The organism is Pseudomonadota bacterium (genome assembly GCA_026388255.1).
GTDB lineage: Bacteria > Desulfobacterota > Syntrophorhabdia > Syntrophorhabdales > Syntrophorhabdaceae > JAPLKB01.
Map to the genome: position 1 here is coordinate 76,856 of JAPLKC010000080.1, position 12,459 is coordinate 89,314.

General features: G+C 43.4%; 11 protein-coding genes. All 11 read left to right on the forward strand.

The features are described 5' to 3' along the window. The first annotated feature begins 40 nt into the window (after window positions 1–40). The 11 genes from NT178_09480 to ftsA all read left to right on the forward strand — a co-directional run bounded on the left by NT178_09480 (window position 41) and on the right by ftsA (window position 12,440). The gene (locus NT178_09480) at window positions 41–1,492 is read left to right on the forward strand and encodes a UDP-N-acetylmuramoyl-L-alanyl-D-glutamate--2,6-diaminopimelate ligase (GenBank protein MCX5812759.1); all 1,452 of its coding nucleotides are present in this window, start codon (window positions 41–43) and stop codon (window positions 1,490–1,492) included. Further along, the gene (locus NT178_09485) at window positions 1,479–2,837 is read left to right on the forward strand and encodes a UDP-N-acetylmuramoyl-tripeptide--D-alanyl-D-alanine ligase (protein MCX5812760.1); all 1,359 of its coding nucleotides are present in this window, start codon (window positions 1,479–1,481) and stop codon (window positions 2,835–2,837) included. Before NT178_09480 ends, NT178_09485 begins: the two co-directional genes overlap by 14 nt. Further along, on the forward strand, window positions 2,838–3,914 hold the full coding sequence (mraY, locus tag NT178_09490; GenBank protein MCX5812761.1) for a phospho-N-acetylmuramoyl-pentapeptide-transferase: 1,077 nt from the start codon (window positions 2,838–2,840) through the stop codon (window positions 3,912–3,914). 88 nt (window positions 3,915–4,002) lie between these two features. After that, on the forward strand, window positions 4,003–5,328 hold the full coding sequence (gene murD / locus NT178_09495) for a UDP-N-acetylmuramoyl-L-alanine--D-glutamate ligase (protein MCX5812762.1): 1,326 nt from the start codon (window positions 4,003–4,005) through the stop codon (window positions 5,326–5,328). Beyond that, on the forward strand, window positions 5,325–6,116 hold the full coding sequence (locus NT178_09500; GenBank protein MCX5812763.1) for a hypothetical protein: 792 nt from the start codon (window positions 5,325–5,327) through the stop codon (window positions 6,114–6,116). Before murD ends, NT178_09500 begins: the two co-directional genes overlap by 4 nt. Beyond that, on the forward strand, window positions 6,113–7,192 hold the full coding sequence (gene murG, locus NT178_09505; GenBank protein MCX5812764.1) for an undecaprenyldiphospho-muramoylpentapeptide beta-N-acetylglucosaminyltransferase: 1,080 nt from the start codon (window positions 6,113–6,115) through the stop codon (window positions 7,190–7,192). Before NT178_09500 ends, murG begins: the two co-directional genes overlap by 4 nt. Before the next feature lie 88 nt (window positions 7,193–7,280). Then, the gene (gene murC, locus NT178_09510; GenBank protein MCX5812765.1) at window positions 7,281–8,663 is read left to right on the forward strand and encodes a UDP-N-acetylmuramate--L-alanine ligase; all 1,383 of its coding nucleotides are present in this window, start codon (window positions 7,281–7,283) and stop codon (window positions 8,661–8,663) included. 41 nt (window positions 8,664–8,704) lie between these two features. After that, window positions 8,705–9,601, forward strand: coding sequence for a UDP-N-acetylmuramate dehydrogenase (murB, locus tag NT178_09515; protein MCX5812766.1), 897 nt, complete (start codon window positions 8,705–8,707; stop codon window positions 9,599–9,601). Beyond that, entirely contained in the window at window positions 9,598–10,491 is an 894-nt protein-coding gene (locus tag NT178_09520) for a D-alanine--D-alanine ligase (GenBank protein ID MCX5812767.1), read from the forward strand. Before murB ends, NT178_09520 begins: the two co-directional genes overlap by 4 nt. Then, complete coding sequence (locus tag NT178_09525; protein MCX5812768.1) at window positions 10,488–11,189, forward strand: FtsQ-type POTRA domain-containing protein; 702 nt, start codon at window positions 10,488–10,490, stop codon at window positions 11,187–11,189. The genes NT178_09520 and NT178_09525 overlap by 4 nt, the downstream gene beginning before the upstream one ends. Before the next feature lie 3 nt (window positions 11,190–11,192). Continuing rightward, window positions 11,193–12,440, forward strand: coding sequence for a cell division protein FtsA (gene ftsA / locus NT178_09530; GenBank protein ID MCX5812769.1), 1,248 nt, complete (start codon window positions 11,193–11,195; stop codon window positions 12,438–12,440). Window positions 12,441–12,459: the final 19 nt, after the last annotated feature.

Consider the following 12,459-nt stretch of genomic DNA (forward strand, 5'->3'; position numbering starts at 1 on the left):
GGAAAGCCGGATAAATATTAAATGAAGAGGATAGGCTCGAATGAAGCTTACTGAGTTAATAAACAATATATCTGCAATCAAAGTTATCGGCAATACCGATATTGAGATTACAGGCGTTACCAAGGATTCAAGAAAAGCAAAGGAAGGTCACATTTTCTTCGCAACAGAGAAAAGCGAAAGGTTTATAGACGATGCAGCAGGAAGGGGTGCAAGTGTTATCGTATCTGATGGAGAGGTAAAAACACATTTTCCCTGTTCAATAAAGACCGATGACCCAAAGGGCCTTCTGGGGCATATTGCGTCAAAGTTTTACGGCTTCCCGTCAAAAAAGCTCTATATGATCGGTATTACCGGCACGAACGGCAAGACCACAACAACCTACCTTATCGAGTCCATACTCAAAACTGCCGGCAAAAAAGCAGGTCTGGTAGGAACCATCTCATACCGGTATGACGGCCATACCCTGAAGGCCTATAATACTACACCTGGCGCAGACGAACTGCAAAGTCTGCTCCATGATATGAAAGATGCCGGTACGGAATATGTGGTAATGGAAGTTTCATCGCATGCGCTGGATCAAAAAAGGGTTGAGGGGGTGGATTTCGATACTGCCATTTTTACGAACCTTACCCACGACCACCTCGATTACCACGGTACTTTTGAAAATTATAAGGCGACAAAAAAGCTATTTTTCTCACATTTCCTGGAGAAGAGCTCGAAGGAAGGAAAATCCGCCATAATAAATGCAGACGATTTGGGCGCAGTCGGGCTTATCCCTAATCCGCCTATCAGGACGCTTTTCTACAGTCTTAAAAAACCATCGGAAGCATATCTTACCGGCTTTCGGGAAGATATATGGGGCTTGCGGCTTGAGCTGATATTGATGGGGAAGCCTCTGTTAATTTTATCCCCAATGATAGGCGCTTTCAACATATCGAATATATTGGCAGCATCTCTTGCCGGTTATGTTGCCAATATGACATATGACCAGATAAAGAAGGGCATTGAAAGACTTGAGGGCGTTCCCGGCAGGCTTGAGAGGGTAAAGAACAAAAACGGGGTCTCCATCTTCATAGATTATGCCCATACACCGGATGCATTGAAAAAGGTTCTGGAAATGCTCAATTCATTAAAAAAAGGGAAACTGACTGTTATTTTCGGATGCGGCGGCGACAGAGACAGAGAAAAGAGGCCTGTCATGGGGAATATCGCCTCACACCTTGCAGACTATACAATCATCACCTCGGATAACCCGAGGAGTGAAAACCCCATGAAGATTATAGAAGACATTAAAAAAGGGTTCGATGGTAATGCCTGCAGGATTGTTGAAAACAGAAAGGATGCAATTTTTGAAGGAATAAAAGCGGCAAGACAGGATGATGTCCTTTTAATAGCCGGGAAAGGGCACGAGGACTATCAAATCATAGGCGACAGGGTTTTTCATTTCAGCGACAGGGAAGTTGTTGAGGAGCTTTTAGATGTGGCATGTTGAAGAGATTGTAAAAGCAGTAAAAGGTGTGTTGCTGAGAATCGAAAATCCTTCGTTTTCCGGTATATCCACAGACTCAAGAACCATCAAGGAAGGTGAGCTGTTCATACCTTTAACCGGTAAAAACTTTGACGGTCATGCATTTATAAGGGCTGCCTATGATAGATCTCATGCAGGGTCCATCTGTGAGAAAGGCCGTCAGGATACGCTGCATGACGGAGGTACGGTTATTTTCGTTGATGATGCTATGCAGGCGCTTATCGATCTTGCACACTATAAAAAAGGGCTTGCAAAGTCAAGTGTCATTGCCATTACAGGGAGCAACGGCAAAACAACGACAAAGGAGATATTGGTTAATATTTTAAAAAAGGGTTTTTCCCTTCATTACAATGAAAAAAACTACAATAATGCAATAGGCGTATCAAAAAGCATACTTTCCATGGAGGGGGAACCTGAGTTTTGTATTTTTGAGTTAGGGACAAACAGTAAAGGGGAGATAATGCAGCTTGCTCAATTGACTGAACCGGATGTGTCGTTGATTACAAATGCAAATCCTTCTCACCTTGAAGGTCTTTTCAGTCTCGAAGGCGTGCTTGAAGAGAAACTGAGCCTTTTTTACCATACAAAAGAGGGTGGGAAGGTTATTGTGAATGCAGATGACCCGAACATTCTGACCCGCTATAAGGATAACCAGCATATATTAATTACCTATGGCATCAGCAATAAGGCCGATTTTACCCTTTCTGTCGAAGAGGGCTTAGGCTGGAACGGCTCCCGTCTTTTACTCAAATGCCCCGGAATGGAAATTAAGACAAGAACAGCCCTTATGGGAAGGCATAATCTATATAATATCCTTGCCGCGGCAACTATTGCGCATAGCATCGGAACTGATGCCGGACTCATCTCGGAAGGCATAGAAACATTCGATTCTTATGCGATGAGATTTAAACCTGTTAAATCAGGGAAAGGCTATATCATTTTAGACGATACATACAATGCAAACCCATCTTCCATGGCGTGGGCCATAAAGACATTGCTTGACCTGCCATGTAAAGGCAAGAGGATGGTTATACTGGGAGACATGAAAGAACTTGGAGAAAAAACTTCCTTTTACCACAGAGAACTGGGCAGATTTTTAAAAGAGGCCGGCATACCCATGATCCTGCTGACTGGTGAATATATGATGGAAACCCTCGATGAGTTGAGGGATAGTAAGGCAGCAATGTTGTTTGAAAGCAAAGATCAGCTCATTGATTATGCAGCAAAAAATCTTAAGGGAGGAGATACAGTGCTTGTAAAAGGTTCAAGGGCTGCCAAGATGGAAGAGATAGTGGAGGCGTTGAAGTAAATGCTATATCATCTTCTCTATACGCTCCATATAAAGTTTTCGGTCTTTAATGTATTCAGGTATATTACCTTCCGAACGGTCCTTGCGATTCTTTCGGCCCTTGTTATAAGCTTTTTTCTTACCCCCTTCATGATCAGGAAATTCAACGAGTGGAAGATAAAGAGCGACAAGCGGGAGGATCTGCCTGACAGGCATATGGAGAAAAAGGGAACCCCTACTATGGGTGGGTTTGTGATCCTTGTATCTACTATTATCCCCACACTGTTATGGTCTGATTTAAGAAACCCCTACGTCTGGATAGTAACCTTTGCGCTTCTGTCTTTTGGGGGCATTGGTTTTATGGATGACATAAAAAAGCTGAAGAATGAACGCGGCAAAGGTGTGCCGGGCAGAACAAAGCTTATTTTCCAAATCTTCTTTACACTTGTCGTGGGTGCACTGTTGTACATGAAAGGCGGTTTTATAACAGGACTTACCGTGCCTTTTTTTAAAAATATTACCCCTGATCTCGGCATATTCTATATCCTTCTATGCGTGCTTATCGTTGTCGGCACCTCGAATGGGGTAAACCTCACAGACGGACTTGACGGGCTGGCAATAGGGCCTGTTTTAACTGTATGCTCGACTTTTATGCTCTTTGCCTACCTTGCCGGTAATGTGAAATTTGCACAGTATCTGCAAATATTTTACGTGAAGGGCGCCGGGGAGCTTACGATATTATGCGGGGCCATGCTGGGCGCAGGCATAGGTTTCCTCTGGTATAATACCTATCCTGCAGAATTATTTATGGGTGATACAGGTTCTTTGTCGCTGGGTGCATCACTTGCTGTTATTGCCATTATCATAAAACAGGAGATTTTGCTTGTAATCGTAGGCGGGATATTCGTGGTAGAAACTTTATCGGTAATTATCCAGGTGCTTTCCTTTAAATGGAGGGGAAAGCGGGTTTTCAGAATGGCGCCTATACACCATCACTATGAGTTGAAGGGGTGGAATGAGGGGAAGATTGTAGTGCGTTTCTGGATCATCTCTTTCATACTGGCGCTTCTGGCGCTGAGCACGCTAAAACTGAGGTGAGGAAAATGTTCAAGGCTTACAGCTCACAGTTCGCTTTTTATATTCTCGCAGGTTTTTGTCTTGTATCTCGAACAAGAGGGGTGGCAATATGAACCTTCCGGATAATATACTCATTGTCGGTCTCGGAAAAACAGGTGTTGCAACGGCAAAATTTTTAAGCAGCATGGGGAAAAAGATTGTCATTATTGATACAAAAAGAGAAGAAGAGCTGACAGAAGCGCTCAAGGAACTGCAAGATATTGAATTTGAAGGTCGTTTCGGCAGTAACAACAGAGAGGATTTCCTCGGTTACCCGCTTATAGTCATAAGCCCCGGGGTTGACAGCGAGATGCCTTATCTTCATGAGGCTCGCAAAAGCGGGGCAAAGATTATAGGTGAAATTGAGCTTGCATCTTTATTTGTGAAAGAACCGATTATTGCAATAACGGGGACAAACGGGAAGACCACCGTGACCTCCCTTATCGGCGAAATATTTGATAGAGCATGCGGATCTGTTTTTGTGGGCGGCAATATCGGCAATCCCCTTATAAACTATGTGCTGGAAGGGAAAAAGGCAAAATATGTCATACTTGAAATTAGCAGTTTCCAGCTTGAGACGATTGAAACCTTTCGCCCGGATACGGCAGTTCTTTTGAATCTTACCGAAGACCACCTCGACAGATACAGGAGCTTTGACGAATACAAGGCCGCAAAGTACAGGATCTTTGAAAACCAGCAGGAGACAGACTGGGCCATATTTAATAAAGACCTCTCCATCGAGAGAGAGATAAAGGCAAAGACACTTTTTTTTAAAAGTAATACGATATTAAAAGAAGGGGCCTTTTTCTTCAACGACTTTATGTTCGTCAGGCTGATGGGAAGAGAAACCACATATAAAAGAGATATATCACCGCTTGTGGGCATTCATAACACGGAAAATATCCTCTCAGCGCTCCTTGTATCACATATATATGGCATTGAGCAGGGTGTTATCGAAGAGACGCTTAAAGGCTTCAGGGGACTGCCCCACAGGGTTGAGCTTGTGAGGGAATTGGGGGGGGTAAGGTTCTATAATGATTCAAAAGCTACAAACGTAGATGCTACAAAAAGGGCTTTGGAAAGCATGGAAAAAAATGTGGTGCTTATTGCAGGCGGTAAAGATAAGGGCGGGAGTTATAAAATCATGGGAGACCTCATGAAAAAGGTAAAAACCATGATACTTATAGGAGAGGCGAGCCAACGGATATCGGATGAACTGGGCGGACACACAAAAACTTACATTGAAGACGATTTGAGCGCCGCAATAAAGAAGGCATATGAAATTGCCGGGGATGGCGATACAGTCCTTTTTTCTCCTATGTGCAGCAGCTTTGATATGTTTAAAGACTACAAAGAGAGGGGGAACATATTTAAGGAAATGGTGGAATCGCTTTGAAAAAGATATTTGTTTATATCGCAGCCTCTATTCTGCTCTACGGCTTTTTCCGTGAGCTTAATGTTGTTAAGGTCCTGATGATCTGTCTTGGCCTCGGAACTGCTTATCTTATATATCTCATCCCGGCAAGGCATATTGCTGCAATGAAATACCCCTTTATATGTTTTGCCCTTGCTGTGACGGCTTTTTTCTTTGTATATCCGAAGATAAACATCCAATATCCTTTTGATGCCCTTATTGTATTTGTCTCTTTTTACGGATTAACCTTCTATTTGATTACGATTGAGGAAAAAGGAAAAAGCTTGTTCAAAGAGATTGCAGCCCTTTCAATCCTTTTTCTTTCCTCTGCTTTTAATCTTTTTATGATCGGAAAACCGCTTTTTATCATCCCTATGTCCATCGCTGCCGTGCTTTTCCTTTTCGTAATCGGTAAGAACCGTCTAATTCCCTTCATAGCAGCATATACAGTGGTTATTATCATAGCCCTGCTTCTTTTTAACAAGGGTGTTTCAATGCTTGGAGATGGGGTAAAGATAAACGATGTTGAGAAATATTTGCTTTTGGCGGCATCCTTTGGTTTTTTGGTCACAGGTTTTATCGGATTTGTAAAAAAGAGCAATTTCATCAAGCTCATAGTCTTTTTCGGGTTCCTTTATATCGCAACGGATATTTTTATGGTGCTGGGGCTAAGACTTTCAACCGGGCTTCTGTATCAGCCTGTAACAGCCCTTCTTATATTGACGCCGCTTATCGGAATAATGCTCAAAGCGGAAAAGGAGCGTATATGAAACTCATCATATCGGCAGGCGGGACAGGGGGGCATATCTTTCCCGGGATTGCCGTGGCTGAGACATTTGTTGCGCAAGGGCAGGATAACCAGGTGGCATTCATCGGGACGACTTACGGACTTGAGAGTAAAATTATCCCCCAGTATGGCTTCAGACTCCTTTTTGTTGAGGCGCGCCAGTTTTTGGGTAGAAGCGCAGTGTATAAGATTGCCACGCTCTTTTATATCCTGAAAGGCATATGTACATGCATGAGGGTGATAAAAAGGGAGAAACCGGATGCAATTCTCGGGATGGGCGGTTTTACATCCGTACCGGTCATATTTGCAGGAGCTATCCTTGGCGTACCGGTCTTTCTGCACGAGCAGAATGCCGAGCCCGGGCTTGCGAATAAGGTGCTTTCAAAATATGCAAAGGCAACTTTTGTCAGTTTTGAAGAGTCAAGTCAGCTCCTGAAAAGTAAAAACGTATATTATACAGGCAATCCTGTGAGAAAGGCTGTGAAAGTTCCCAGGGAGATAAAAAACGATGAAACATTCGGGATTTTCGTTTTTGGGGGAAGTAGAGGGGCAAAAAGTATCAACGAGTCGGTTCTTTCCTTATTGCCTTACATGGAGGGATACAAAAATGCCATTATTTATCATCAGACAGGGGCAGAAGACTATACACGACTTAAAGAAGCATATGAAAAAACGGAAATAGGACACGAGGTTTTTCCTTTTACCGACAACATGGCTCATTACTACAATCGGTCCGACGTAGTTATATCGAGAGCAGGCGCCTCAACAATCTTTGAGCTTGCATATTTCAGGAAAGCAGCAATACTCATACCATATCCATTTTCTGCAGGTCAGCATCAATGGAAAAATGCCTCCCATGTGGAGAATGCCGGCGGGGGATACATAATAGGAAATGATGAGGCAACCGGAGAAAGGCTTCATGGTGTCATAAAACACCTCATGAATGAGCCGGTGTTGCTGAAGCAGATGGGCGAAAATATCGGTAGGCTATATGTGGATGATGCGCAAGACAGAATCATTGCAAAGATGCAGGAAGAGGTAGAAGGGAAAAGAAAATAGCTTACAGTTCACGGAAAAGGCAAAAGGCCGGATGCCTTGGAACCAAATATGTGAACCGTGAACGGACAATCGTAGACAGGGGTTGAATATGGTTCTTCACAAGATAGAGAAGATACATTTTGTCGGCATTGGCGGTATCGGGATGAGCGGTATTGCGGAAGTGCTGTTGAATCTCGACTTTACCGTTACAGGCTCGGATATAAGGAAGACCGATACCACCGAAAGGCTTGAGCAGCTTGGCGCAAAAATATTTTATGGTCATAAAAAAGAAAATATTGAGGATGCTGACGTGGTTGTTATATCATCGGCGGTAAAACCTGACAACCCGGAAATACAAAAGGCAAAAGAGATTTTTGTTCCTGTAATACAGAGGGCCGAAATGCTTGCTGAACTAATGAGGATGAAATATAGTGTTGCCGTAGCAGGCTCACACGGGAAAACAACAACAACCTCAATAGTTTCGACGATCCTCGGACATGCAGGCCTGGACCCGACATGCGTTATTGGCGGAAAGTTGAACAGCCTCGGCAGCAATGCAAAACTTGGCGACAGCAAATTCCTGGTGGCAGAAGCGGATGAAAGCGATGGGACATTTCTCCTTCTTTTTCCGACTATTGCCGTGACAACAAACATAGATCTTGAGCATCTCGATTTCTATAAGGATATTCACGATATAAAGGCTGCCTTTTTAACCTTTCTCAATAAAGTGCCTTTTTACGGGCTTGACATCATATGCATCGATAATGCGAATGTCCAGAGCCTTATCCCTCAATTGAAGCGAAGGTATATGACCTACGGACTTTCAAAACAAGCAGACCTGAGGGCAGAGGGTGTTACGTATAATGAAGCAGGGACAGCTTTTAAGGTAGTATATAAGGGGTATGAACTGGGCGCTATCAAACTTGCCATGCCCGGCATCCATAATGTTGTTAATGCGCTGGCTGCGTGCGGCGTTGGTATAGAGCTTGATATTCCTTTTTATAAAATCGCGGAAGCGCTGGAAACATTTTCAGGCGTCCAGAGGAGGCTTGAAGTAAAATGGGACGGACACATAAAGCTCATTGACGATTACGGGCATCACCCCACAGAGGTTAAGGCCACGCTGTCGGCAATAAGGAAGATATGCAAAAAAAGGATTATCGTCGCATTTCAGCCTCACAGATACACGAGAACAAAGGCATTGATGGATGATTTTATAACCTCATTCAATGAAGCTGATATTCTGATAGTTACTGAGATATATGCAGCTTCTGAAGAAAAAATAGAGGGTATCAGCGGGATGATCTTTGCAGAAAATATACGCGCCAGCGGGCACAAGAATGTGTTCTTTGCCCCGACAAAGGAAGATGCGGCTGAAAAAATTCTGGAACTCGCACAGGCCGGTGATACGGTTGTTGCCCTCGGTGCAGGCGATATTAATAAGATCTGCGACAGACTCAAAGCGGAATGGGAAAAAGCAGTGAATAGTTGATAGTAAATTGTAAATTGTGAAAGGTAAAAAGCAGGGAAAGATTGAGAGATTGGGGAATAAAAGGGACTGTTTTAACGGATGTGCCCATGAAAAGGTATACATCCATGAAGGTGGGCGGTCCTGTAAAATACCTTGTGTACCCTGCAGATGAGGCTGACCTGCTGAAGGCGATGCGTATTTTAAGAGACGAGGGAGTCAAATACCGGTTTGTAGGCAACGGGACGAATATAATTGTGGATGATAAGGGTTTTAAAGGGGCAATCATAAGGATAACAAAGATAAGGTGTCTTCAGTACAAAAGGACTCAAAAAGGCGCTGTTGTAAAGGTCTCCGGAGGCGCCTCCTTAAAAGGATTTATAAAAGACAGCGCCATACGGGGACTTGCCGGTCTTGAAAAACTATATTGGATACCGGGCACTGTCGGCGGTGGAATCAAGATGAATGCCGGGAGTTTCGGCGTATCCATTTCTGATGTATTGGAAGGTGTGACAGTAGTGAACGATAAGGGGAATATTACAACTTTTGACAAGAAGGCTCTTTCATTCAATTACAGATCATCGCCTGTAAAAATTACGGAATGCGTTATAAATGCTGTTTTCCGGCTAAATTCAGGGGACAGAAATAAGATACAGGAAGACATGGAATATGTTCTTGTTGAAAGAAAAAAGAGGCATCCCATGGAATTTCCTTCTTCCGGTTCCATATTCAGAAGCGTGGGCAAAGAACCCGCATGGCAGTATGTGGAAAAGGCAGGCCTGTGCGGCTTTAGAATCGGCGACGCCTGTGTTTCCGAGAAACATACTAATTTTATTGTGAACCTTGGCCGTGCCACAGCGCACGACATAAAGACGCTTATTGAAAGAATTAAAAAAGAGGTATTTGAAAAACTGGGGGTTGCCCTGGAGGAAGAAGTGGAAATGTGGGGATTTGATTCATGAAAGAAAAAAAGATAGGGGTTCTTATGGGAGGAAAATCTTCGGAAAGGGAGATTTCCCTGAAGAGCGGAAAGGCAATTCTTCAGAGCCTCATACGTTGCGGTTACAACGCCGTAGGGATAGATGCGGAAAATAACCTTGTAGATAGTTTGAAAAAACAGAAAATTCAAGTTGTCTTCATTGCTCTTCACGGCAGATGGGGTGAGGACGGTACAGTACAGGGGCTTCTCGAAATGATGGGCATTCCCTATACCGGTTCAGGTGTGCTCGGTTCGGCTATCTCAATGGATAAGGGAATCATGAAGATGCTGCTGGACAGAATTGGTTTGCCTACTCCTGCCTATGCAGTTTGTCATGCCGGAGATAAAGTTAAGTTCCCTGTGCCTTTTGTTGCAAAACCGGCCAACGAAGGCTCCACAATCGGTATATCAATTGTACGAAACATTAAAGAAAAGGATGAGGCTATCAAAAATGCTCTGAAATACGACAATAAAATCCTGATAGAGAAGTATATCCAGGGGCAGGAAATAACCGTCGGCATAGCAAATAATGAGGTTTTACCTGTAATTCAGGTAAAACCGTTAAAAGGGTTTTATGATTTTGAGGCAAAATACACCAAGGGGATGACGGAATACATCATACCTGCAAAGATCAGTAAAAAAGTTGAGAAAAGGGCGCAGGACTATGCCCTGACAGTATATAAAGCCTTTGGGCTTTCAGGGTGTGCCAGGATTGACATGATGGTAGATGGAGATATCCCGCTTATAATAGATATCAATACCTCTCCGGGCATGACTGAAACATCCCTTGTGCCGAAGGCTTGGGAATATCTCGACAGGTCCTTTGACAACCTTGTTGAAGAAATTATTAAGGGGGCGTCTTTAAAAACATGAAAAAAATCCTGTATATATTTTTTCTTGTGCCTGTATGTATTTTATCCATGCTAACGACAATATACATATTTTCAAAAGACGAGCCGTTGTTCTTCATAAAGAATATCAGAATAAACGGGGCAAGCCAGTTGGAAGATAATGATATTATGGGCAGGATATCCCCTTTTATGCGTGGGAACCTGTTCAGGATAGATGTTCAAAAGATCAAAGAGGTCGTTACGTCGCATCCATTTGTAAAAGAGGTAAGGATAAAGAGGGTTTTCCCCTTTTCCATTATTATAGACGTGAAAGAAAAAACGCCCTCTGCCCTATGGGTGAATAACGAGGGCGTTATCAGTGTACTTGATGAATACGGAGAACCTTATAAAAGGTTAACAAAAGGTGAAATAAAAAATATGTTTGTTATTAATGCCGGAAATAAGACGGATGTAAAGAGTCTATACAGGGAAACGAATGGCTGGATTACAGAAGGAATTATCAAGAGAAATGCCATATCGGAAATTGCATATGACGAAGGCAGCGTGACGATTTTCGGCACAGAAGACGGGGTGGAGATAGTGCTCGGCAAGGAAGATCAGAAGGGAAGGCTGAAGAGGGCTATCTCTATCCTTGAAGACGCAAAAAAACGGGGACTCCTGATTAAGTGTATAGACGCAAGGTTTGAAAAAGGTGGAATCATCCAGGAAAGGAAGGGGTAAAATATGGATAGAGAAGACGAGCTTCTCGTAGGGGTCGATATTGGAACCACAAAGATATGTGTTGTTGTGGGGAAGGTAGTCGAGGGGAAGATAAACATAGTGGGCATAGGATCTTACCCTTCTACAGGCCTGCGAAAAGGTGTTGTTGTGAATATGGAAAGCACTATTACTTCAATAAGAAAGGCTGTAGAAGAAGCCGAATTAATGGCAGGCATAAAGATCAACAACTGCCTGGCAGGCATAGGGGGCGCTCACATCAAGAGCTTTAACAGCAACGGTGTTGTTGCAATTAAAGAGAAAGAAGTGAAACACGATGATATAGCAAGGGCGATTGATGCTGCAAAGGCAATTGCAATACCGGCAGACAGAGAACTCCTTCATGTCATCCCCCAGGAATTTATCATAGACGACCAGGACGGGATACGGGACCCCCTTGGGATTACAGGGGTCAGGCTTGAGGTAAAGGTACATATTGTTACCGGCAGCGTCTCGTCTGCACAGAATATCATAAAGTGCTGTCGTATGGCAGGGCTTACAGTAGACGATATAATACTCGGGCAGCTTGCTTCATCGGAGGCAGTTCTCACGCCCGAAGAAAGAGAGATTGGCGTTGCTCTGGTTGATATCGGAGGCGGTACAAGTGATATTGCCGTATTTTCAACGGGCAGTATAAAACATACATCGGTTTTGCCCTATGGAGGCAATAGTATTACGAATGACATTGCCATCGGATTGCGAACACCTATTGATGATGCAGAAAAGATAAAGAAGAAATACGGCTGCGCTTTTTCAAATATGATAGGTGCTAATGAAACCATTGAAGTCCCGAGCGTGGGCGGGAGAAAACCGAGAACACTTATGCGAAAAACCCTTGCAGACATAATAGAGCCCAGGGTTGAAGAAATATCCTCCATGATCTATGACGAGATCAAAAAATCAGGATTCGAAAGACTGCTTGCATCAGGCGTTGTCCTCACCGGAGGGTGTGCGAACCTTGAGGGCATTCCCGAGCTTGCCGAAAATATCTTCAACCTCCCTACAAGAAGGGGGTACCCTGTGGGCGTGGGCGGCCTTATTGATGTGGTTAATAATCCTATATATGCAACCGGGGTCGGGCTTCTTGTATATGGATTCAAGCATTCCAATATAAAGCGGCGCAAAAGGTATAATAGTAAGAAATCATTAAAGAAATTAATAAATAGTAATAATCTTCTCAACAGGATGAGGGAATGGTTTAAAGAAATTTTCTAAGGAGGTGTTGTTGTGAGCA

Bases quoted from the DNA above. Each gene is read 5' to 3' on its own strand.
- NT178_09480 (MCX5812759.1), top strand. From the start codon at position 41: ATGAAGCTTACTGAGTTAATAAACAATATATCTGCAATCAAAGTTATC.
- NT178_09485 (MCX5812760.1), top strand. From the start codon at position 1,479: ATGTGGCATGTTGAAGAGATTGTAAAAGCAGTAAAAGGTGTGTTGCTG.
- mraY (MCX5812761.1), top strand. From the start codon at position 2,838: ATGCTATATCATCTTCTCTATACGCTCCATATAAAGTTTTCGGTCTTT.
- murD (MCX5812762.1), top strand. From the start codon at position 4,003: ATGAACCTTCCGGATAATATACTCATTGTCGGTCTCGGAAAAACAGGT.
- murG (MCX5812764.1), top strand. From the start codon at position 6,113: ATGAAACTCATCATATCGGCAGGCGGGACAGGGGGGCATATCTTTCCC.
- murC (MCX5812765.1), top strand. From the start codon at position 7,281: ATGGTTCTTCACAAGATAGAGAAGATACATTTTGTCGGCATTGGCGGT.
- NT178_09520 (MCX5812767.1), top strand. From the start codon at position 9,598: ATGAAAGAAAAAAAGATAGGGGTTCTTATGGGAGGAAAATCTTCGGAA.
- NT178_09525 (MCX5812768.1), top strand. From the start codon at position 10,488: ATGAAAAAAATCCTGTATATATTTTTTCTTGTGCCTGTATGTATTTTA.
- ftsA (MCX5812769.1), top strand. From the start codon at position 11,193: ATGGATAGAGAAGACGAGCTTCTCGTAGGGGTCGATATTGGAACCACA.